This is a genomic window from Winslowiella arboricola (assembly GCF_025527015.1).
GTDB classification, from domain to species: domain Bacteria; phylum Pseudomonadota; class Gammaproteobacteria; order Enterobacterales; family Enterobacteriaceae; genus Erwinia; species Erwinia arboricola.
The window spans coordinates 1497542-1516878 of sequence record NZ_JAODIM010000043.1 but is presented as its reverse complement, the minus strand read 5'-3'; the positions used below and the strand labels follow the sequence as shown (position 1 = coordinate 1516878).

The window sequence follows — 19337 nt, the reverse complement described above, 5'->3', positions numbered from 1 at the left end:
CGGATCTGCACCATAGCAAGTGTGGCATTCGTTATTACGGGAGCCGAAAACGGCTCCCCTACAACAGTCTTCGGCTTTGTGTAGGGGCGGCGTTCTCGCCGCCCGTGTCGCGGATTTGCACCATAGCAAGTGTGGCATTCGTTATTACGGGAGCCGAAAACGACTCCCCTACAACTGCCTTAGGTCTTGTGCAGGGATGGCGTTATCGCCGCCCGGAAGATCACTCACACCGTCAGCCAATCGCCTGAATGGCATGTTCCAGTGCCATATGCAGTAACCGACGGTCATGACGATATTTAATATCGGCCGCTTCCAGCGGTTCACGGATCACCAGCCGGTCTTCCACGCCCTCAATATCACTATGCGGACTTACCACTACCGCATCAATCACCTTCTTACCGATATATTTTTCCATCAGCGACAGTTTATCGGCCAGCGTCAGGCTGGCCGCTGCCGGGCTGAGTTCGCGTCCCAGGTTATCAATAAACACCATAGTGGCCGGAGTACGCCGCAGCGCCTGCGCCATTTCACCCATCAGCAATACCGGCATCAGGCTGGTATAGAAACTACCAGGGCCTATTAAGATCAAATCGGCATCCGCAATTGCCTCAACCGCTTCGCGCGTGGGGCTTACCGACGGTGACAGCATCAGCTCCTGTGGTGGCAGTTTCATCTGGTCGATATCGGTTTCGCCGTAAATCAGGTGGCCTTCACTGTCCAGCGCTACCAGATCCACCGGTTGTTCTGACATCGGGATCAGAAAAGCATCAACCTTCAGCAGATTGCGAATCAGGTTAATCGCTTCAATCGGCCGCACGCTAAGATGATCGAGCGCTTTCAGCATCAGGTTGCCAAGGTTATGGCCGGAGAGTTCGCCATTACCGCTAAAACGATACTCAAACATTGCTGACGCCACGCTGGGCTCGGTAATCAGCTGATTCAGACAGTTGCGCATATCACCCCAGGCAATACCGCCTTCTGAACGGCGAATACGTCCGGTGGAACCGCCATTATCGGTGGTGGTCACGATGCCAGTCAGCCGTGAACCCAGCGGCGAAAGCGCCGACATTACGCGACCTAATCCATGTCCCCCGCCAAGGGCGACGACGCGGTCTAAGTCCGCCAGGGTGCGATTACGCATAATTCTCCAATAACACTTATTGATAAATGTAAATATTGGCGCATTTTACCCGATTGTGCGGTGAAAATGCGTGTAATTCGTTATATATCATAATATACAACGAAAAGTGTTTGTGGTATCGCCATGCAGTTAGCGTTAGAATTATTTTACCGCGATTGACAGCCTTGCTGCCGATCACACTCTAGCCTTTATGCCTAAGTCCTCGCGATAAGGTGTACTGGCCGTAGCCTTTGAGCTGCCAGGGTGCAGAAAGAAATGACTGCATCTCCCGTATTTGGAAAGGTGTTCTGGTGTCACAATTTACTGATAATTTTGAGCGCAAGTTTTATTACTTGCGCTTGTCGATCACTGACGTATGCAACTTTCGTTGTACCTATTGCCTGCCCGACGGTTACAAACCGCAAGGCGTCACCAACAAAAGCTTTCTGTCACTGGACGAGATCCGGCGCATTACCCGTGCTTTCGCCGCTTCGGGCACCGAAAAGGTGCGCCTGACTGGCGGGGAACCTTCGCTGCGCCGTGATTTCTGCGACATTATCGCCGCAGTGCGCGAAAACCCGGGGATTCGTCAGCTGGCGGTCACTACCAATGGTTATCGCCTTGAGCGCGATGTTGCTGCCTGGCGCGATGCCGGACTGACTGCGCTGAATGTCAGCGTCGACAGCCTTGATGCCCGCCAGTTTCACGCCATCACCGGTCAGGATAAATTCCATCAGGTGATGCGCGGTATTGATGCCGCATTTACTGCCGGTTTCAGCAAAGTCAAAGTCAATGCCGTACTGATGCGCGATGTCAATCATCACAGTCTGGAGACCTTTCTCGACTGGATCCGCGATCGTCCGATTCAGCTGCGCTTTATCGAACTGATGGAAACTGGCGACAGCAGCGCGCTGTTTCGCCAGCACCATATCTCCGGTGAAGTTATCCGCGATCGGCTGCTGGCGCGCGGCTGGCAACGACAGGCGCGCGAGCGCAGCGATGGTCCGGCGCAGGTATTCCGCCATGCGGATTATCAGGGCGAAATCGGCCTGATTATGCCTTACGAAAAAGATTTCTGCGCCAGCTGTAACCGTCTGCGCGTCTCCGCCGTCGGCAACCTGCATCTGTGCCTGTTTGGTGAGGGAGGGGTGCCGCTGCGCGATCTGCTGGCCCGCGACGACCAGCAGCAGGAGTTGCAGGCGCGAATTGCCGCCAGCCTGAACAGCAAAAAACAGACTCATTTCCTGCATCAGGGCAATACCGGCATTACTCAGAATCTGTCATTTATTGGTGGCTAACCGGCCTGGAGAAGCGTAATGGACAAACCCGAATCAGAATTTAAAGCCGCGGCGATTGCGGTACTGACCGTTTCCGACAAACGTGATGCCTCGAATGACAGCTCCGGCGACTATCTGCGTGAAGCCGCCAGTGAAGCGGGTCATGAAGTGATTGATCACGCCATCGTAAAAGATAACAAGTACCGTATTCGCGCCATCGTCTCCAGCTGGATCGCCAGTGACGACGTGCAGGTGATCCTGATTAATGGCGGCACCGGCTTTAGCGCCAGCAACAGCACGCCGGAAGCACTGCAACCGCTGTTTGACCGCGAGATTGACGGTTTTGGCGAGCTGTTCCGCATGGTCTCTTATGAAGATATCGGCAGCGCCACCCTGCAATCGCGCGCGCTGGCCGGAATGGCAAATCAGACGCTGATCTTTGCGATTCCCGGCTCCGGCAACGCCTGTCGCAGCGCCTGGGAACGGATTATTGCCGACCAGCTGGATGCCCGTACCCGCCCCTGTAACTTTATTTCGCATTTGAAGAAGCCATAAGTATGTCGCAATTAACCCATATCAACGCCTCAGGCGAAGCCCATATGGTGGATGTTTCCGCCAAAACTGAAACGGTGCGCGAAGCGCGCGCCGAAGTATTTGTGGTGATGCATCCTGACACCCTGCAAATGATCATTGATGGCAGCCATCATAAAGGCGATGTGTTCGCCACCGCACGCATTGCCGGAATTCAGGCGGCGAAGCGCACATGGGAGTTGATCCCGCTCTGCCATCCGCTAATGCTGAGCAAAGTGGAAGTGACCCTCTGCGCCGAGCCGCAGCATCATCGGGTGCGCATCGAATCACGCTGCCGTTTAACCGGTAAGACCGGCGTGGAGATGGAAGCACTGACCGCTGCCTCGGTGGCCGCGCTGACCATTTATGACATGTGCAAAGCGGTGCAAAAGGATATCACCATCGATAATCTGCGCCTGCTAAGTAAAAGCGGCGGCAAGTCCGGTGATTTTCAGGCGGTAAGCCATGATTAAGGTGCTGTTTTTTGCTCAGGTTCGCGAGCTGGTGGGGGTTAATCAGCTGGAGATGGCGGCAGAGTTTGCCGATGTTGAAGCGCTGCGCGTGTCGCTGGCCGCGCAAAGCCACCGCTGGTCGCTGGCGCTGGAGTCCGGCAGGTTACTGGCGGCGGTTAATCAGACGCTGGTGGCGTTACAGCATCCGCTAAAAGATGGCGATGAAGTGGCATTCTTCCCGCCGGTTACCGGAGGCTGATATGGAAACCCGTATTCGTGTTGGCCATCAGCCATTCAGTATGGCCGATGAGTACCAGTGGCTGGCCGCCTGTGACGAAGATGGCGCCGTGGTGACCTTTACCGGCAAAGTTCGTAATCACAATCTCGGCGATGATGTCTCGGCGCTGACGCTGGAGCACTATCCGGGGATGACGGAAAAAGCGCTGGAGGAGATTGTCGCCGAAGCGCGTCAGCGCTGGCCGCTGCAACGTGTGACCCTGATTCATCGTATCGGCGAACTGTTTCCCGGCGATGAAATCGTGATGGTGGGGGTGACCGGCGCGCATCGCAGCGCTGCCTTCGCCGCCGCTGAATTTATGATGGATTATCTGAAAACCCGCGCGCCGTTCTGGAAGCGCGAAGCCACACCGCAAGGCGACCGCTGGGTCGATGCGCGTGACAGCGATAAGCAGGCTGCCCGCCGCTGGGAGTAAGTAGCAAGCCGCATAACAACAGGTGCTAAATAGTCCCCGTAACGTTAAGATTAGCGTTACGGGCAAAACCTCGTTTTTTCACACACCATAAAAGGGACTTTTATATGTGGATCTTACTTGCCTTCTCGCTGCTGGCTGCCGGCTTTAACCGCTATATCGGTGCTTTACTGCTGCTGCTCACCACCGTCTGGGCTGTTTGGGCTGGGGTACTGGAGCCGGTTGGGGTTGGAGTGATGGTGACAGTCGCTCTGATTGCGTTGCTGCTGCATCGCTATCGCCATATCAGCACGCTGGCGATTGGCGCGGAATTACTGCTGTTATTTGTGGCTATCAATTTGCTCAGCCATTTTGCTCCCGGTTTTAACAACGTCAGGGTGCTGGATCAGGTACGCGCAGGGGAGATGAGTGCACCGTTTTCAATGTACTTTAATTTTGATAAAGCGCTGTTACCCTTTGTTTTTCTGGCGATTATACCCACGCTGTTTCGCTCACGCCCGTTGCGTCAACCCTCCGCTTTTCACTGGCTGCTCCTTATACTCAGTTTGCCGTTGCTGCTGTTGATAGCGACTGCGTTTGGTGGCTTAAAAATTGAACCCCATGCGCCGCAGTGGATTGGCCAGTTTTTCCTCGCCAATCTGTTTTTTGTCTGCCTGGCCGAAGAGGCGCTGTTTCGTGGCTATCTGCAGCGGCGTCTTAGTCAGTTTATCGGGCCACTGGCGGGTCTGCTGATCAGTGCGCTGCTGTTTGGCATCTGTCACCTGTCGGGCGGTGCGCTGCTGGTGCTGTTTGCGACGCTGGCCGGGGTGATTTACGGGCTGGCATGGATGTGGACTGGCCGTCTGTGGGTCGCAACCCTGTTCCATTTTGCGCTTAATCTGCTGCACCTGCTGTTTTTCACCTGGCCAGCATATCAGCCCTGATCGGGAAAACTGGCCTAATCTGATGGATTCACGGCGACAGGTTAGTTAAGGTGCCTGCAGCATAAAAATTCCTGAGGATCTGCATGTTATCTCCATTTTCCCCGCGCGGTATTGCGCTGCTGGCGTTGCTGATGCTGGCGGGATGTAGCAGTAAAAAAACCATTGAAGCACCGGCCAAAAGCCCGGCCGATGTCAAAGCCGATATCATCAGACTGATGCCGGCGAAGGTGACCAATAAAGCGGGCTGGGCGACGGATATCGCCACCGCCTTACGTACCCAGGAGATTGCGCCGAGCGCCAGCAATATCTGCGCGGTGATTGCCGTTACCGACCAGGAATCAACCTTTAACGCTGACTCGGCGGTTCCCGGTCTGCCGAAAATCGCCTGGGGCGAGATTGAACGTCGTGCCGCTAAAGTGCATGTGCCAGCGTTTGTGGTGCGTACCGCATTACTGATTAAATCGCCTGACGGCAAAAGCTACAGCGATCGCCTCGACAACGTGCGCAGCGAAAAAGAGCTGAGCGCCATTTTCGATGACTTTATTGATATGGTGCCGATGGGACAGAAGCTGTTTGGTAATCTCAATCCAATTCACACCGGCGGGCCGATGCAGGTGAGTATTGCCTTCGCCGAAGCCAATGCAAGGGGTTATCCGTATCCTGTAGATGGCAGTATTCGCCATGAAGTGTTTAGCCGCCGTGGCGGGATCTGGTTTGGCAGTAAACATCTGCTGGGCTATCCGGTCAGTTACAGTCAGCCGCTGTATCGTTTTGCCGATTTCAATGCCGGCTGGTACGCCAGCCGAAACGCCGCGTTTCAGGCGGCAGTAACGCGCACGACCGGGATGAAACTGGCGCTGGATGGCGATCTGATTATCTATGGTTCTGACCAGCCCAGCTCGACGGAACTGGCGGTACGCACCCTGAGCAAGCGGCTGGATCTCAGTGAGCGGTCGATCCGCCGGGCGCTGGAGAAGGGCGATAGCGAAGAGTTTGCCGATACCGACCTGTATCGCGATCTGTTTACGCTTGCCGATAAGATGGCGGGCCGACGAGTGGCGCGTGAAATGTTGCCCGGTATCAAACTGGAAAGCCCGAAAATTACCCGTAACCTGACCACCGCCTGGTTTGCGAAGCGGGTGGACAGTCGCTATCAGGCTTGTATGGCGCGCTAAGGCGCCATACAGCGACGATTAAACCTGATCCAGCTGGAATTTATCGACCGTTTGCGCCAGATGTTTTGCCTGATCTTCCAGTGATGCGGCGGCGGCAGACATCTGCTGCACCAGCGCTGAGTTCTGCTGGGTTACGCCATCCATTTCGTTGACGGCGATGGTTATCTGGCTGATCCCCTGTGACTGTTCGTCGGAGGCGTGGACGATTTCGCCGATAATACTTTGTACCGACCCTACGGCATGGGTCATCTCCTGCATGGTTTTTCCGGCGTCACGTACCAGCGTGACGCCGCTGGTGACGCGCTGAGTTGACTCTTCAATTAATGCGGCGATCTCTTTAACCGCGCCAGCACTGCGTTGCGCCAGGCTGCGCACTTCCGCCGCCACCACTGCAAAACCACGCCCCTGTTCACCGGCACGCGCCGCTTCCACTGCGGCATTCAGCGCCAGAATATTGGTCTGAAAAGCAATGCCGTTAATCAGGCTGGTAATATCGCCAATCTTGCGGGAACTCTCGTCGATTTGCTCCATAATCGCCACCACCTGGCTGACCAGCAGTTCGCCGCGGCGGGCAATATCGGTGGCCTGTCCGGTAAGGGCCGTAGCCTGATGAGCATTATCAGCGTTGTGCTTCACCGTGGCGGTAAGCTGTTCCATACTGGCGGCGGTCTGTTCCAGCGCGGCGGCCTGCTGCTCGGTTCTGGAAGCCAGATCGAGGTTGCCACTGGCAATTTCACTGGCACCGTCGCGTACCGAACTGCTGGCGACCAGAATATCGCTGACAATATGGCGTAAATGCTGCTGCATGGTGTACATGGCAAAGAAGATGCTCTGACGGTCATTGTGGCGTACCGGCACTTCCCCCGCGAGATTACCCTCAGCAATCGCCAGTGCGATTTCCGCAGCCTGCGACGGTTCACCGCCAATCGGCTTCACCACTTTTCGGCTGAAAATACTGCCGAGCACCGCACAGACAATAATGATACTGAGCAGCATCATTCCCAGCGCATAGCGGAGCTGGCGATTGGCTTCGGCCATCACGTTGCTGACCGGGGCGACAACTGCCAGCTGCCATGGCGTGGCGCTGTTACCGATAATAATCGGTTGCCACACCACCAAGGCGTCCTGTTGTAAGACCACATCAAAGATTTCACTAATCCCCGCAGCGGCCTGCTTGCCGTTGGCGTTATACACTTTGCCGATGCTGCTTTTATCCGGGCTGGAGACCACTTTGCCATCGTGAGACAGCAGTAGTGCGTAGCCGCTACCCTGCCAGGGTTTAATCGCATCAATGGTTTTTTGCAGGGTTTCCAGCGAGAAATCTGCGGTGGCCGAGCCGATAAACTTGCCGTCCACCATGATCGGTGCGGCAATCGATGTCAGCATGACATCCACGCCGTTATAAGGATAAATATAGGGTTCGAGAATCACCTCTTTCTGCCGCTGACGTGGCAACAGGTAGTAATTACCGCTGCCGGCGACGTTATAATCGGTGAGGTTATGCGCGGCGGGTTGCCCGGCGCTATCGCGATCGACATAACGCACATAGCGTCCTGCCGGATCCTGCCCGGACTGAGTGGCGAATTCGCTGTCTCTGCCATCAAAGGCGTTGGCTTCAAATGCCAGCGACATTGAGAGAAAATCGCGGTGGGCGGCGAGGCTATTTTTCAGCAGCACATCGGCGCCCTGACGTTGCGCAAGATTAGCCTGTTTCAGGCTGTAAGCGCCCTGTCCGAGTGCACGCGCGGCATACAGGGCAACATCCAGTTTTTGCTGGACGACAAGGGTGTTAGAGCGCGCAATCTGCTCCAGATAATCCTTAGCCAGGTTGCGCTGCTGCTGACTGGACTGCCAGCTCAGCAGACCAATCGTCACGCTAAAACCCAGGCCGATAGTCAGGACACCCGTGATTAGCATCAGGGTGCGGGTGCTCATTTTGTTTTTGCGCAGCGAGATGCTGGACATAGAATTCCCCGGTGAACAGTGAAGTTATTACAGTAAAAACGATGATAACTTCCTGTCAGGCGAGCTCCTGTGTGCCTCACTATCGGCCTGGCGGCGGTAATCTTGATAGTTATCGCGCATTGATGGCGAAATGAATGGTAAAACTGTAACGATGCCAATTTGCTGCGGCTTGTGCCAAACTTCAAAGTGGTCACTTTTACTTAACGCTAAGGAGCGCATCATGGATCGATTTCCACGGTCGAACGATTCGATTGTTCAACAGACGAGCACCGGACTACAAACCTATATGGCGCAGGTGTATGGCTGGATGACCTGTGGCCTGTTACTGACGGCATTTGTCTCCTGGTTTGCGGCCAATACGCCAGCGGTCATGGAGCTGGTGTTCGCCAACCGCATCACCTTTTTCGGACTGATTATCGCCCAGCTGGCGCTGGTGTTTGTGCTGTCGGGGATGGTGCATAAGATGAGCGGGGTGGTCGCCACCGGGCTGTTTATGCTCTATTCGGCGCTAACCGGTTTGACGATGGCCAGCATTTTCCTTGTTTACACTTACTCCTCCATCGCCAGTACCTTTTTTATTACCGCCGGGATGTTTGGCGCCATGAGTTTCTGGGGCTATACCACCAAACGCGATTTAAGCGGAATGGGCAGTATGCTGTTTATGGCGCTGATCGGTATTGTGCTGGCGTCGCTGGTCAATATCTGGCTGAAAAGCACTGCACTGATGTGGGCTGTGACCTATATCGGCGTAGTGGTGTTTGTCGGTTTAACCGCGTATGACACCCAGAAGCTGAAAAATATCGGTGAAGGGATCAATGTCGATGATAAAGAGAATCTGCGTCGTTTCTCGATTATGGGCGCGCTGACCCTCTATCTCGACTTTATTAACCTGTTCCTGATGTTGCTGCGTATTTTCGGTAATCGCCGCTAAACGTAATACAAGGTACGGCGCCCGCCGTACCTTGTCGTGTTACGCCGAGGGTTCGCGTTCCAGCTCATTCTTTTTTCGTAACGTACTGGCGCGCCCCTCCAGCCACAGATAGAGCACCAGCGCCAGCAACAGTGGGGCGATAAAATAGATCACCCGGTAGGCCAGCAACGCGGCGATAATCGCGCCATGTGAGGCATGTTGCCCGCTCAGCAGCGCCAGAAATACCGCTTCCAGCACGCCAATTCCTGCCGGAATATGAATAATCACCCCGGCAATACTGCTGATCAGCAACACGCCCAGCACAATCGGATAATCGACTTTCTGCGCCAGCAGCAGCCAGATAATGGTGCCCATCACCATCCAGTTGGCACAGGAGACGGCAAACTGAAACAGCGCCATACGCAGTGACGGCAGCGCCAGTTTCTGTCCTTTTACCGTCCAGCGGCGACGTTTTGAGAAGGCGCACAGGCCGAGGTAAAGCACCACCACCGCCAGTAGCACCATGCCGATAATGCGCAGAGTGCCTTCGCCGATAAACCAGCCGGCGGGAATCGGCACCATTCCCCCGCTAAAGACCACTCCGGCCAGCAAAATATACCCCAGCCAGTTAGTGGCAATACTCAGTGAGAAGATGCGTGTAATGGTGCTGCCGGAGAGGCCGAGACGGGAATAGAGGCGATAACGCATCGCCACGCCGCCGACCCAGGTACTGAGCGTCAGGTTAAAGGCGTAGCAGATAAATGACACCAGCATGACCTGACGCTTCGCCAGTTTATGACCGCAGTAGGCGCGACCAATCAGATCGTAGAGGCCATAGGTCGCGTAGCTGACCACCACCAGCGCAACCGCTGCCAGAATGGCCGTGCGGTTGTAGTTGATAATGACGTCCCAGACATCTTCCCAGTTCACTTTTTTGGCGTATACCACCAGCAGTGCAATAACGGCGATAAAAAACAGCCACGTCAGCGCTTTTTTGACCCGCGCCCAGGTTGGATGAGCTTTTGACATCAGGATTTTGCCCCCGGATTATCTGTTTCGACACGATCCTGAGTTTCCATTTCCGGTTGCACCGGCGGTTCCACCAGCGCCAGCTTTGGCGTATGGGCGGGCAACCAGCCGGCAATTGCCGGGAAGTGGCGTAAAAAGTGGAACACCAGCACGCTTTTGCTCAGCTGCCACCAGCTGCGCTTCGGCAGTTTGCTGCCGTCAACGCGCTGACAATCGCGTGCGATTAACCCTTCCAGATTGTCGCGCAACAGCTGATTAAACTGACGGTCATGAATCACCAGATTGGCCTCCAGGTTCAGCGACAGGCTCAGCGGATCGAGATTGCTGGAACCCACGGTGGACCACTGCTGATCCTGCACGGCGATTTTGCCGTGCAGCGGGCGGCGAATGTACTCATAGATCTCCACCCCGGCATCCAGCAGATAGTTGTACAGCAGCTCGGCGCCGACTTTGACGATCGGCATATCCGGTTCGCCCTGCACAATCAGTTTCACCCGGACCCCGCGCTTTGCCGCCTCACGCATCTCACGCAGCAGGCGATAGCCAGGGAAAAAGTAGGCATTGGCAATAATCACCTCCTGTTGCGCCTTGCGCAGCATATCCATGTAGTGCTGCTCAATATCATCACGGTGCTGATCGTTATCGCGAAACACAAACAGCGCTTGCGCATCGCCCGGCGTACTGTTGTGCGCCGGGCGATGAGAGCGATGTCCCCACCAGCGGCGCGTCACCTGTTCGCTGCCGATCTGCTGCTGCACATAGCGCGCAATATCCTCGACAATCGGTCCTTTCACCTCAACCGCATAGTCCTGCTTGGCCTGTGGGCCGTAGCTGGAGATATGCTCTTCGGAGAAGTTAATGCCGCCAACAAAGGCAATTTCGCCATCCGCCACCACGATTTTACGATGCAGGCGGCGAAACACATTGGTACGCATACCAAACACCAGCGGGCGCGGGTCGTAATAGATAAAGCGCACCCCTTCGGCGGTCAGACTGTGAACATACTCGTCCGACAGATCCGGTGAGCCATAGCCATCGACCATCATTTCAATTTTTACGCCGCGCCGGGCGGCGGCCAGCAGTTCGGCGTGCAGATCCTTGCCGACCTGGTCTTCAAACAGAATAAAAGTTTCCAGCAGCAGGTAATGTTGCGCACGCCGGATCGCGCCATGGACCCGGGGGAAAAACGCTTCGCCATTTTCCAGCAAGCGAATGCGGTTGCCATCGCGCCATTGCATACTCATAGATGAATCTCCACAGCCAGCGGCGCATGATCGGAGAGATGTGACCAGGGTTTGCGCGGGAGTTTCTGCGGATGACTGGCGCTGGCATTGCGCACATAGATTCGATCGAGGCGCAGCAGCGGGAAGCGGGCAGGGAAGGTGCGTGCTGGCCGTCCATTTTCACGGCTGAACACCTCTTCCATACCTGCACCTTCCGCCAGCAGCTGATTGGCGCGCTGCTGCCAGTCATTGAAATCCCCGGCAACCACTACCGGCGCATCGGCGGGTAGAGATTGCAGTAGCTGACACATCATATCCATCTGCGCGTTGCGGTGCGCGTCGCGCAATCCAAGGTGAACGCAGATAACATGCAGAGTGATATCCCGGTCCGGCACCTGCACTTTGCAGTGCAGCATGCCGCGTTTTTCACTATCGGGAACCGAAATATCGAGATTTTCGTAAGTAACGATAGGAAAACGCGACAGCACCGCATTGCCATGGTGTCCTTCGGGATAGACCGCGTTACGGCCATAGGCATAATCATTCCACATGGTATCGGCAAGAAATTCGTAATGGGGTGTTTCAGGCCAGTTCTCCACGTTTAACAGATGCGTTTCGTGGGTGCCCATCACCTCCTGTAACAAGACAATATCTGCACTGGTTGCACGCACTGCTTCACGCAGTTCTGGCAGAATAAAGCGCCGGTTGGAGGCGCTAAAACCCTTGTGAGTGTTAATCGTCAGGACTTTAAATGAAAATCCTTGCGCATTTTGTGACATACTGTGTGCGCTCTCCTTTTCGTTTTGTTAAGGATAAAGTGTAGTCTTTGTCACAAAAGAGTGCCGATATGAGCGGTAATTTGCGGCAAAATCCGAAAATTGCGTTAGTCTGAGGAAATTGTCACCGGCACCTGTCGGTAACAGCTTGGGCGACCTTTAATTGGGTCTGCCAGGAGAAAATGATGAAATGGTCGAACCGTATTCAGATTGTCACCGGACAAACCTGTGTACATATTTCACTGCACCTGTTGCTTATCGCCGCCCTGGTGTGGGGCTGGAAGCATCAGGCGCTGGTCCAGGTCAGCATGGTTTTACTGGCGATGTATAGCAGCGTGTTCGTTGCTATGATGCTGACACAGCGCATTCCACGCCTGCGCAACCTCGGTGACTTCCTTGAAGACGTCACCACCACGTACTACTTCGGTGCCGCGATGCTGGTGCTGTTGCTGCTGTCACGGGTGATTCACAACAACCTGTTGCTCGGCGGTATTGGTGTATTGATGGTAGCCGGACCGGCCGTGGTCTCGTTGCTGGCGAAAGAGCCAGCACGCAATGTAGAAAAAAAGCGCGGCTAAAGGCGGCGCGGAAAAAAAGAGGCTGAGCAATCAGCCTCTTTTTTATTGCTCTGTCAGGTAGAATTAGGGAGTTGGCGGCAGAGATGTTACAATCCCAAACTTACGCACCGTAGTTTGTGCCCCCCTTTCAAACGTCAGGCTCGCCTGGCGTCAAGTTATCCCCCTGGAAACTACACCGTCGAACACGGTCAGGGCGGATCCGGAGTTACTCTAATTTATGTCATTTGATTCTCTCGGCCTGAGTGCCGACATTCTGCGCGCTGTTGAAGAGCAGGGCTATACTGAGCCAACGCCAATCCAGCGTCAGGCGATCCCGGTAGTGCTGGCAGGTCGTGACCTGATGGCCAGTGCGCAAACCGGTACCGGTAAAACCGCAGGCTTTACCTTGCCGCTGTTGCAGCTGTTAAGCAGCAGCAATCCGCACGCGAAAGGCCGTCGCCCGGTGCGCGCGCTGATCCTGACACCGACCCGTGAACTGGCGGCGCAGGTGGGCGAAAACGTCAGCGAGTACAGCAAACATCTGAACATCCGTTCAATGGTGGTGTTTGGCGGCGTCAGCATTAACCCGCAGATGATGAAACTGCGTGGCGGCGTTGATGTGCTGGTGGCGACACCTGGCCGTCTGCTGGATCTGGAACATCAGAATGCCGTGGATCTCTCCCACGTTGAAATTCTGGTGCTGGACGAAGCTGACCGTATGCTGGATATGGGCTTTATCCACGATATCCGTCGTGTGCTGTCTAAACTGCCTGCGAAGCGTCAGAACCTGCTGTTCTCTGCGACCTTCTCTGATGAGATTAAAGGTCTGGCGGAAAAACTGCTGAGCAATCCTGAGCAGGTGGAAGTGGCGCGTCGTAATACCGCTTCTGAGCAGGTCACTCAGCATGTGATGTTTGTTGATAAGAAACGCAAACGCGAACTGTTGTCCTTCCTGATTGGCCGTGACAACTGGCAGCAGGTGCTGGTGTTTACCCGTACCAAACACGGTGCTAACCATCTGGCGGAACAGCTGAACAAAGATGGCATCACCGCAGCGGCGATCCACGGTAATAAAAGTCAGGGCGCCCGTACCCGCGCACTGAGTGATTTTAAAGATGGCGGTATCCGTGTGCTGGTCGCCACTGATATCGCGGCGCGTGGTCTTGATATTGAAGAGCTGCCGCATGTGGTTAACTATGAGTTGCCTAACGTACCGGAAGATTATGTCCACCGTATCGGCCGTACCGGTCGTGCTGCAGCAACCGGCGCAGCGCTGTCACTGGTGTGCGTCGACGAGCATAAACTGCTGCGTGATATTGAGCGTGTGCTGAAGCGTGAAGTGCCACGCAGCGCGATCGAAGGCTACGAGCCGGACCCAAGCATCAAAGCTGAGCCAATTCAGAATGGTCGTGGTTCAGGTGGCGGCGGTGGTGGTCGTGGCGGCAATGGCGGCGGCCGCGGTCGTGGGCCAGCGCAGGGCCAGCGTGGTGGTCAGAGCAGTGGCGATCGCAGCGCGAGCAACGGTGAACGTAGCCAGGGCAATGGTCAGCGTCGTCAGGGCGCAGCGCCTGCCGCGCGTGGCAGCAAACCGGCTGGCAGCAGCAGCGGTGCACCACGGACCAACGTGACGCGTCAGCGCCGTTCGAACCCAGGCAATAACGGTTAATCACCGTGGTAGTGGGCCGCATTAGCGGCCCATGATTTTTTCTTCTCCCGCGCTTTATCCCCGTTTCACATCTTCGCGAAAACCCTTAAACTTGCGCGTCAATTTTTATGAGTGTAATCAGCATGCGGGTTTTACTGGCTCCAATGGAAGGCGTTCTCGACTCTCTGGTACGTGAACTGCTCACTGAGGTGAATGACTACGATCTCTGCATTACCGAGTTTTTGCGGGTGGTCGATCAGCTATTGCCGGAAAAGTCGTTCTATCGTCTCTGTCCTGAACTGCGGCATGCCAGCCATACGCCGTCGGGCACCCGCGTGCGTCTGCAGCTTTTAGGTCAGTACCCGCAGTGGCTGGCGGAAAACGCCGCCCGCGCGGTGGCGCTTGGCTCCTGGGGTGTTGATCTTAACTGCGGTTGTCCTTCAAAGCTGGTTAACGGCAGCGGCGGCGGCGCGACCTTGCTGAAAGACCCCGAGCTGATCTATCGCGGTGCGAAAGCGATGCGTGAAGCGGTGCCGGACCATCTGCCAGTCACGGTGAAAATTCGTCTTGGCTGGGATTCCAGTGCGCGTCAGTTTGAAATTGCTGACGCCGTGCAGCAGGCCGGGGCAACCGAGCTGGCGGTGCATGGCCGCACCAAAGAGGATGGCTATAAAGCCGAAAGGATTAACTGGCAGGCGATAGCGGATATCCGCCAGCGGCTGACCATTCCGGTGATTGCCAATGGTGAAATATGGGACTGGCAAAGTGCGCAGGATTGTCTCGCCGTCACCGGCTGTGATGCGGTCATGATTGGCCGTGGTGCGCTAAATGTGCCCAATCTGAGCCGGGTAATTAAATACAACGAGCCGCGAATGCCATGGCCGCAGGTGGTGCAGCTGTTGCAGAACTACACCCGGCTGGAGAAGCAGGGCGACACCGGGTTATATCATGTGGCGCGCATCAAGCAGTGGCTGGGTTATCTGCGTAAAGAGTATGCCGAGGCCAGCGAGCTGTTTAGCCAGATTCGCACCCTGAAGCGCTCAGCGGAGATTGCCAGCCTTATCCAGCGCGTTGCCGGTTAAGTTATCTCGCGGATCGGCTGCTGATCGAGCCAGGCGCGGATATTTTCCAGCGCTTCGGTAAAATAGCGCTGATAATTGCTGTCACTGACATAGCCCAGATGCGGCGTAGCCAGCAGATTGGGTAACTGACGATACTCATCATCAACTGCCACCGGCTCCTGCTCAAACACATCAATGCCCGCGCCCGCGATTTGCTGATTTTTTAAGGCGTTAACCAACGTTCCGGGCGCGATCAATCCGGCCCTTGAGGTATTGATCAGGTAAGCGCTGGCTTTCATCGCCGCAAAATCTGCGCTGTCGATCAGCCTGGCGCTTTGTTCTGACAACACCATATGCAGGGTGACAAAATCACTTTGCGCTAACAGCGTGTTTTTCTGCGCGCAGAATTCAACTCCAGCCGCTTCGGCCCGTGCTGGCGTCAGATTCGGGCTCCAGGCGCAGACCTGCATGCCAAATGCCTGCGCGATAGTGGCGACCCGGCTACCGATTTTCCCCAGGCCGATAATTCCCAGCCGCTTGCCGGCAAGCGTGGTGCCCACCGTTTGCTGCCAGACGCCGCCGCGGGTGAATGCATTATTCTCAGTAACCAGATGACGCGCCAGCCCGAGAGTCAGCGCCCAGGTCAGTTCCAGTGGCGCATCCGCAGCGCTGGCGGTGCCGCACACCGTCACGCCTTTTTCCCGCGCCGCAGTGAGATCAATAGCCGCATTGCGCATGCCAGAAGTAATCAGCAGCTTAAGATCAGGCAACTGATCAAGCAGCTGGCGATCGATCGGGGTTCTTTCGCGCATTACGATCACAATAGCGGCGTCTTTTAACCGCGCGGTCAGCTGTGCGCGGTCGGAGAGGTGATCAGTGAAGGCGACGACGCTAACGCGATCGCTGATGCTGTGCCAGTTCGCGAGGCTTAACGCGACGTGCTGATAATCATCGAGAATGACACATTTTATCTGACTCATAAGCCTCCGGTGAATGCGCTGAGCAATCTTAGCAAGATCTCTTAGCATGCTATGCGTATGATAGGGTGTTAATTATATACCGTTAACGGCTTTAGCATGTCTTCGACCGCAGCACTCAGCAACACCCAGCTTAATAAGCGTATTTTCTCGGTAATTGTTTTTACCTTTTTCTGTTATCTCTCAGTGGGTTTGCCACTGGCCGTGCTGCCGGGTTTCGTGCATAACCAGCTCGGTTACAGCTCGCTGCTGGCCGGTTTAATTATCAGCATTCAGTATTTCGCTACCCTGGTGAGTCGTCCGCAGTCGGGGCGTCTGGCCGATATGCTCGGACCCAAACGCGTGGTGATGCTGGGACTGGTCTGCTGTGGTATGAGCGGCGTACTGACGATTGTGGCGATGCTGGCGCAGAACCTGCCCTGGTTAAGCCTGCTGCTGCTGGCGGTCGGACGACTGTTTCTCGGTGTCGGCGAGAGCTTTACCAGTACCGGTTCAACCCTGTGGGGCATTAATGTGGTGGGGACAACGCAAACCGCCCGGGTGATTTCGTGGAACGGCGTGGCGACTTATCTGGCAATGGCGGTCGGTGCGCCGCTGGGTGTGATGCTGAATCAGCTGTCTGGTCTGGCTGGCTTTGCTTCGCTGATTGTTCTGATGGGCGTAGTGGGGTTCTGGATGGCGAGCAGAAAACCGGCAATCAAAGTCAGCGTCACCAGCCGCACGCCGTTTCGTCAGGTCTTTTCCCGCGTCTGGTTGTATGGTTTCGCACTGGGACTCGGCACTATCGGCTTCGGCGTTATTGCTTCATTTATCACCCTCTACTACGCCAGTCGTGACTGGAGCGGCGCGGCGCTGGCGCTGACGCTGTTCAGCCTTGGCTTTATTATGATGCGCATCGTATTCAGCAGTTATATTACCCGTTTTGGCGGGCTGAAAGTGTCGCTGTTCTCGTTGCTGATTGAGTGCGCCGGTTTGTTAATTATCTGGCAGGCCAGTTCGCCACTGCTGGTGGATTTCGGTGCCTTTCTGACCGGCGCTGGCTTCTCACTGGTATTCCCGGCGCTCGGCGTCGAGGCGGTGAAGCAGGTGTTGCCGCAGAGCCAGGGCAGTGCGCTGGGCACCTATTCCGCCTTTCTGGATTTGGGATTAGGGCTGAGCGGTCCGGTCGCCGGGATATTAATCGGCTTCTGGGGCATGCAATCGATCTACCTGGCGGCGGCGCTGGTGGTGCTACTGGCAGCGGCCATCACTGTGCGGATGCTCAGTCTGCCGCAGAAAACCCCGGTCTAAATCTGGCTAAACAGCCAGTAGAGCAATGCTGACAGCAGCACTGAAACTGGCAGGGTGAGCAGCCAGGCGCAGGCCAGATTGCGTAAGGTGGCGATTTGCAGTCCGGAACGGTTCGCCGCCATGGTTCCCGCTACTCCTGATGAGAGAACATGGGTAGTGGAAACCGGCAAACCGAAACCATCAGCGGCGCCAATCGTCGCCATCGCTACCAGTTCCGCGCTGGCACCCTGCGCATAGCTGAGATGGCTTTTACCAATCTTCTCACCGACGGTCACCACAATCCGTCGCCAGCCCACCATGGTGCCAAGACCCAGCGCAATCGCCACCACCACTTTGACCCAGAACGGGATAAAGCGCGTGGCGCGATCCAGCTCTTTTTTTATCGCAGTCAGGCTCTGTTGCGTGGCGGCAGGCAATTTTAGCTCGCTGGATTTCAGCAGCTTGATGCTCTCCGATGCCAGATACATATCATTGCGGGTATTCGCCACCGCCTGCGCCGGAATATTATCCAGATCGCCATAGTGGCCGATCTCGTCGCCAATCGAGCCTATCAGTTGCCCCAGCGCCGGCATCACCTGCGGCAGCACTTCGCCATTGGCCACATAGGCGGTAAGTACCGATCGCGGCGCATCCATCCGGGCGTGGGGCGGAAATTGTTGCAGCAGTTGTTGTTCGGTCTGGTTCGCCAGCACCACCACGCGCGGAATCTCTTGTGGCGGAATCGAGCGATTCAGCGCATAAGCAATCGGCATACTGCCCACCAGGATCAGCATAATCAGCCCCATGCCTTTTTGCCCGTCATTCGAGCCGTGGGCAAAAGAGACGCCGGTACAGGTCAGAATCAGCATACCGCGGATCCACAGCGGCGGTGGATGGTTGCCGTCCGGCGCGCGGTATAGCTGGCGATTGCGAATAAACAGCTTCATTAGCAGCAACAGTAGTCCGGCAGCGATAAAGCCAATCAGCGGCGACAGCAGCAGTGCGTAGCCTACCTTCAGCGCCTGATCCCAGTCGACGCCGCTGGTGCCGCTGCGGCCATGGATCAGCGCGTTCGCGATGCCGACACCAATGATTGAACCAATCAGCGTATGCGATGAGGAAGAGGGCAGGCCCAGCCACCAGGTGCCAAGATTCCAGATAATCGCCGAAAACAGCAGGGCATAAATCATGGCGAACCCTTTGCCGCTGCCCGCCTGCAAAATCAGCTCAACCGGCAGCAGCGAAATAATGCCAAACGCCACCACACCACTGGAAAGCATCACGCCAAGAAAGTTAAAAAAGCCTGACCAGATCACGGCAAAGGTCGGCGGCAGTGAGTGGGTGTAGATCACTGTGGCGACCGCGTTAGCGGTGTCGTGAAAACCGTTGACGAATTCAAAACCTAGCGCGATTAACAGCGCGAGTCCCAGCAGCAGAAAAGGGATATAGCTGACGCCGCTGATACCCGCATCCTGCACATCCCGAAACAGATTCACCCCGGCAAAGGCAATACCCAGTACCAGCAGCAGAATAAACAGCAGTATTGAGCCACGGCTGTTTTTGGCATAAATATCCGGGCGTCCGCTGGCAGGCTGGCGATACGGAGCAATTGCGTTATGCTGGCTCATTACACACCTTTTCGGTCTGACGTTGGCGACAGTACGCTATCTGAGCTGTATTACGCGGTTTCTGTGACAG

Annotated in this window: 19 protein-coding genes and 1 riboswitch; of the genes, 12 read left to right on the top strand and 7 right to left on the bottom strand. The window is 55.7% G+C overall.

The genetic code is table 11. The features are described 5' to 3' along the window. Positions 1-232 precede the first annotated feature (232 nt). Positions 233-1141 carry a gluconeogenesis factor YvcK family protein gene (locus N5923_RS24695; RefSeq protein WP_267142247.1) on the bottom strand — a complete coding sequence of 303 codons (909 nt, stop codon included), beginning with the start codon at positions 1139-1141 and terminating at the stop codon, positions 233-235. A 165-nt stretch (positions 1142-1306) separates the two neighbouring features. Continuing rightward, positions 1307-1441: riboswitch (molybdenum cofactor riboswitch) on the top strand. Here N5923_RS24695 and moaA point away from each other — a divergent pair. From moaA to N5923_RS24660, 7 genes are all read left to right on the top strand, one after another. Next, the gene (gene moaA / locus N5923_RS24690) at positions 1429-2418 is read left to right on the top strand and encodes a GTP 3',8-cyclase MoaA (protein WP_267142348.1); all 990 of its coding nucleotides are present in this window, start codon (positions 1429-1431) and stop codon (positions 2416-2418) included. (Overlaps the previous riboswitch by 13 nt.) 18 nt (positions 2419-2436) lie before the next feature. Beyond that, the gene (gene moaB / locus N5923_RS24685) at positions 2437-2952 is read left to right on the top strand and encodes a molybdenum cofactor biosynthesis protein B (RefSeq protein WP_267142248.1); all 516 of its coding nucleotides are present in this window, start codon (positions 2437-2439) and stop codon (positions 2950-2952) included. Positions 2953-2954: 2 nt separating this feature from the next. Further along, positions 2955-3440 carry a cyclic pyranopterin monophosphate synthase MoaC gene (moaC, locus tag N5923_RS24680; protein ID WP_267142249.1) on the top strand — a complete coding sequence of 162 codons (486 nt, stop codon included), beginning with the start codon at positions 2955-2957 and terminating at the stop codon, positions 3438-3440. Continuing rightward, complete coding sequence (moaD, locus tag N5923_RS24675) at positions 3433-3678, top strand: molybdopterin synthase sulfur carrier subunit (protein ID WP_267142250.1); 246 nt, start codon at positions 3433-3435, stop codon at positions 3676-3678. Before moaC ends, moaD begins: the two co-directional genes overlap by 8 nt. A 1-nt stretch (position 3679) precedes the next feature. Continuing rightward, a complete protein-coding gene (gene moaE / locus N5923_RS24670) occupies positions 3680-4132 on the top strand; it encodes a molybdopterin synthase catalytic subunit MoaE (protein ID WP_267142251.1) in 453 nt (150 codons plus the stop codon). A gap of 104 nt (positions 4133-4236) precedes the next feature. Continuing rightward, on the top strand, positions 4237-5052 hold the full coding sequence (locus N5923_RS24665; protein ID WP_267142252.1) for a CPBP family intramembrane glutamic endopeptidase: 816 nt from the start codon (positions 4237-4239) through the stop codon (positions 5050-5052). An 83-nt stretch (positions 5053-5135) separates the two neighbouring features. Next, complete coding sequence (locus N5923_RS24660) at positions 5136-6227, top strand: DUF1615 domain-containing protein (RefSeq protein ID WP_267142253.1); 1092 nt, start codon at positions 5136-5138, stop codon at positions 6225-6227. A gap of 18 nt (positions 6228-6245) precedes the next feature. Here N5923_RS24660 and N5923_RS24655 read toward each other — a convergent pair whose 3' ends face one another. Then, positions 6246-8192: a methyl-accepting chemotaxis protein gene (locus N5923_RS24655; protein WP_267142254.1), complete on the bottom strand. Its 1947-nt coding sequence runs from the start codon at positions 8190-8192 to the stop codon at positions 6246-6248. 220 nt (positions 8193-8412) lie between these two features. On the opposite strand from N5923_RS24655, the gene N5923_RS24650 reads away from it, so the two are divergent. Then, positions 8413-9123 carry a Bax inhibitor-1/YccA family protein gene (locus tag N5923_RS24650; protein ID WP_267142255.1) on the top strand — a complete coding sequence of 237 codons (711 nt, stop codon included), beginning with the start codon at positions 8413-8415 and terminating at the stop codon, positions 9121-9123. Between the two features lie 39 nt (positions 9124-9162). On the opposite strand, the gene N5923_RS24645 is transcribed toward N5923_RS24650, so the two are convergent. Genes N5923_RS24645 through N5923_RS24635 form a run of 3 tightly spaced genes read right to left on the bottom strand, consistent with a single transcriptional unit; the run spans position 9163 to position 12133 of the window. Then, complete coding sequence (locus N5923_RS24645) at positions 9163-10131, bottom strand: lysylphosphatidylglycerol synthase domain-containing protein (protein ID WP_267142256.1); 969 nt, start codon at positions 10129-10131, stop codon at positions 9163-9165. After that, positions 10131-11375, bottom strand: coding sequence for a cardiolipin synthase ClsB (gene clsB / locus N5923_RS24640; RefSeq protein WP_267142257.1), 1245 nt, complete (start codon positions 11373-11375; stop codon positions 10131-10133). The genes N5923_RS24645 and clsB overlap by 1 nt, the downstream gene beginning before the upstream one ends. Continuing rightward, positions 11372-12133 (bottom strand): endonuclease/exonuclease/phosphatase family protein, encoded by a 762-nt coding sequence (locus N5923_RS24635; RefSeq protein WP_267142258.1) that lies wholly within the window; start codon positions 12131-12133, stop codon positions 11372-11374. Before N5923_RS24635 ends, clsB begins: the two co-directional genes overlap by 4 nt. 182 nt (positions 12134-12315) lie before the next feature. Between N5923_RS24635 and N5923_RS24630 the strand changes: the two genes are divergently transcribed. The 3 genes from N5923_RS24630 (at position 12316) to dusC (ending at position 15414) form a co-directional block, all read left to right on the top strand. Further along, entirely contained in the window at positions 12316-12708 is a 393-nt protein-coding gene (locus tag N5923_RS24630; RefSeq protein ID WP_267142259.1) for a YbhQ family protein, read from the top strand. A gap of 217 nt (positions 12709-12925) precedes the next feature. Further along, positions 12926-14353, top strand: a complete 1428-nt coding sequence (rhlE, locus tag N5923_RS24625) for an ATP-dependent RNA helicase RhlE (RefSeq protein ID WP_267142260.1) — start codon at positions 12926-12928, stop codon at positions 14351-14353. Between the two features lie 122 nt (positions 14354-14475). Beyond that, positions 14476-15414, top strand: a complete 939-nt coding sequence (gene dusC / locus N5923_RS24620) for a tRNA dihydrouridine(16) synthase DusC (protein ID WP_267142349.1) — start codon at positions 14476-14478, stop codon at positions 15412-15414. Here the strand turns inward: dusC and N5923_RS24615 are convergent. Next, a complete protein-coding gene (locus tag N5923_RS24615) occupies positions 15411-16373 on the bottom strand; it encodes a D-2-hydroxyacid dehydrogenase family protein (RefSeq protein ID WP_267142261.1) in 963 nt (320 codons plus the stop codon). The genes dusC and N5923_RS24615 overlap by 4 nt on opposite strands. Before the next feature lie 96 nt (positions 16374-16469). Here N5923_RS24615 and N5923_RS24610 point away from each other — a divergent pair, with 96 nt between their 5' ends. Beyond that, positions 16470-17660 (top strand): MFS transporter, encoded by a 1191-nt coding sequence (locus N5923_RS24610; protein ID WP_267142262.1) that lies wholly within the window; start codon positions 16470-16472, stop codon positions 17658-17660. Here the strand turns inward: N5923_RS24610 and N5923_RS24605 are convergent. Further along, on the bottom strand, positions 17657-19267 hold the full coding sequence (locus N5923_RS24605) for an inorganic phosphate transporter (protein ID WP_267142263.1): 1611 nt from the start codon (positions 19265-19267) through the stop codon (positions 17657-17659). The two genes, N5923_RS24610 and N5923_RS24605, sit on opposite strands and share 4 nt — an antisense overlap. Positions 19268-19337 lie beyond the last annotated feature (70 nt).

Bases quoted from the DNA above. Each gene is read 5' to 3' on its own strand.
- N5923_RS24650 (WP_267142255.1), top strand. From the start codon at position 8,413: ATGGATCGATTTCCACGGTCGAACGATTCGATTGTTCAACAGACGAGC.
- N5923_RS24655 (WP_267142254.1), bottom strand. From the start codon at position 8,192: ATGTCCAGCATCTCGCTGCGCAAAAACAAAATGAGCACCCGCACCCTG.
- N5923_RS24610 (WP_267142262.1), top strand. From the start codon at position 16,470: ATGTCTTCGACCGCAGCACTCAGCAACACCCAGCTTAATAAGCGTATT.
- N5923_RS24695 (WP_267142247.1), bottom strand. From the start codon at position 1,141: ATGCGTAATCGCACCCTGGCGGACTTAGACCGCGTCGTCGCCCTTGGC.
- rhlE (WP_267142260.1), top strand. From the start codon at position 12,926: ATGTCATTTGATTCTCTCGGCCTGAGTGCCGACATTCTGCGCGCTGTT.
- dusC (WP_267142349.1), top strand. From the start codon at position 14,476: ATGCGGGTTTTACTGGCTCCAATGGAAGGCGTTCTCGACTCTCTGGTA.
- moaE (WP_267142251.1), top strand. From the start codon at position 3,680: ATGGAAACCCGTATTCGTGTTGGCCATCAGCCATTCAGTATGGCCGAT.
- N5923_RS24660 (WP_267142253.1), top strand. From the start codon at position 5,136: ATGTTATCTCCATTTTCCCCGCGCGGTATTGCGCTGCTGGCGTTGCTG.
- clsB (WP_267142257.1), bottom strand. From the start codon at position 11,375: ATGAGTATGCAATGGCGCGATGGCAACCGCATTCGCTTGCTGGAAAAT.
- N5923_RS24605 (WP_267142263.1), bottom strand. From the start codon at position 19,267: ATGAGCCAGCATAACGCAATTGCTCCGTATCGCCAGCCTGCCAGCGGA.
- moaD (WP_267142250.1), top strand. From the start codon at position 3,433: ATGATTAAGGTGCTGTTTTTTGCTCAGGTTCGCGAGCTGGTGGGGGTT.
- N5923_RS24615 (WP_267142261.1), bottom strand. From the start codon at position 16,373: ATGAGTCAGATAAAATGTGTCATTCTCGATGATTATCAGCACGTCGCG.
- N5923_RS24645 (WP_267142256.1), bottom strand. From the start codon at position 10,131: ATGTCAAAAGCTCATCCAACCTGGGCGCGGGTCAAAAAAGCGCTGACG.
- moaB (WP_267142248.1), top strand. From the start codon at position 2,437: ATGGACAAACCCGAATCAGAATTTAAAGCCGCGGCGATTGCGGTACTG.
- N5923_RS24665 (WP_267142252.1), top strand. From the start codon at position 4,237: ATGTGGATCTTACTTGCCTTCTCGCTGCTGGCTGCCGGCTTTAACCGC.
- N5923_RS24630 (WP_267142259.1), top strand. From the start codon at position 12,316: ATGAAATGGTCGAACCGTATTCAGATTGTCACCGGACAAACCTGTGTA.
- N5923_RS24635 (WP_267142258.1), bottom strand. From the start codon at position 12,133: ATGTCACAAAATGCGCAAGGATTTTCATTTAAAGTCCTGACGATTAAC.
- moaC (WP_267142249.1), top strand. From the start codon at position 2,955: ATGTCGCAATTAACCCATATCAACGCCTCAGGCGAAGCCCATATGGTG.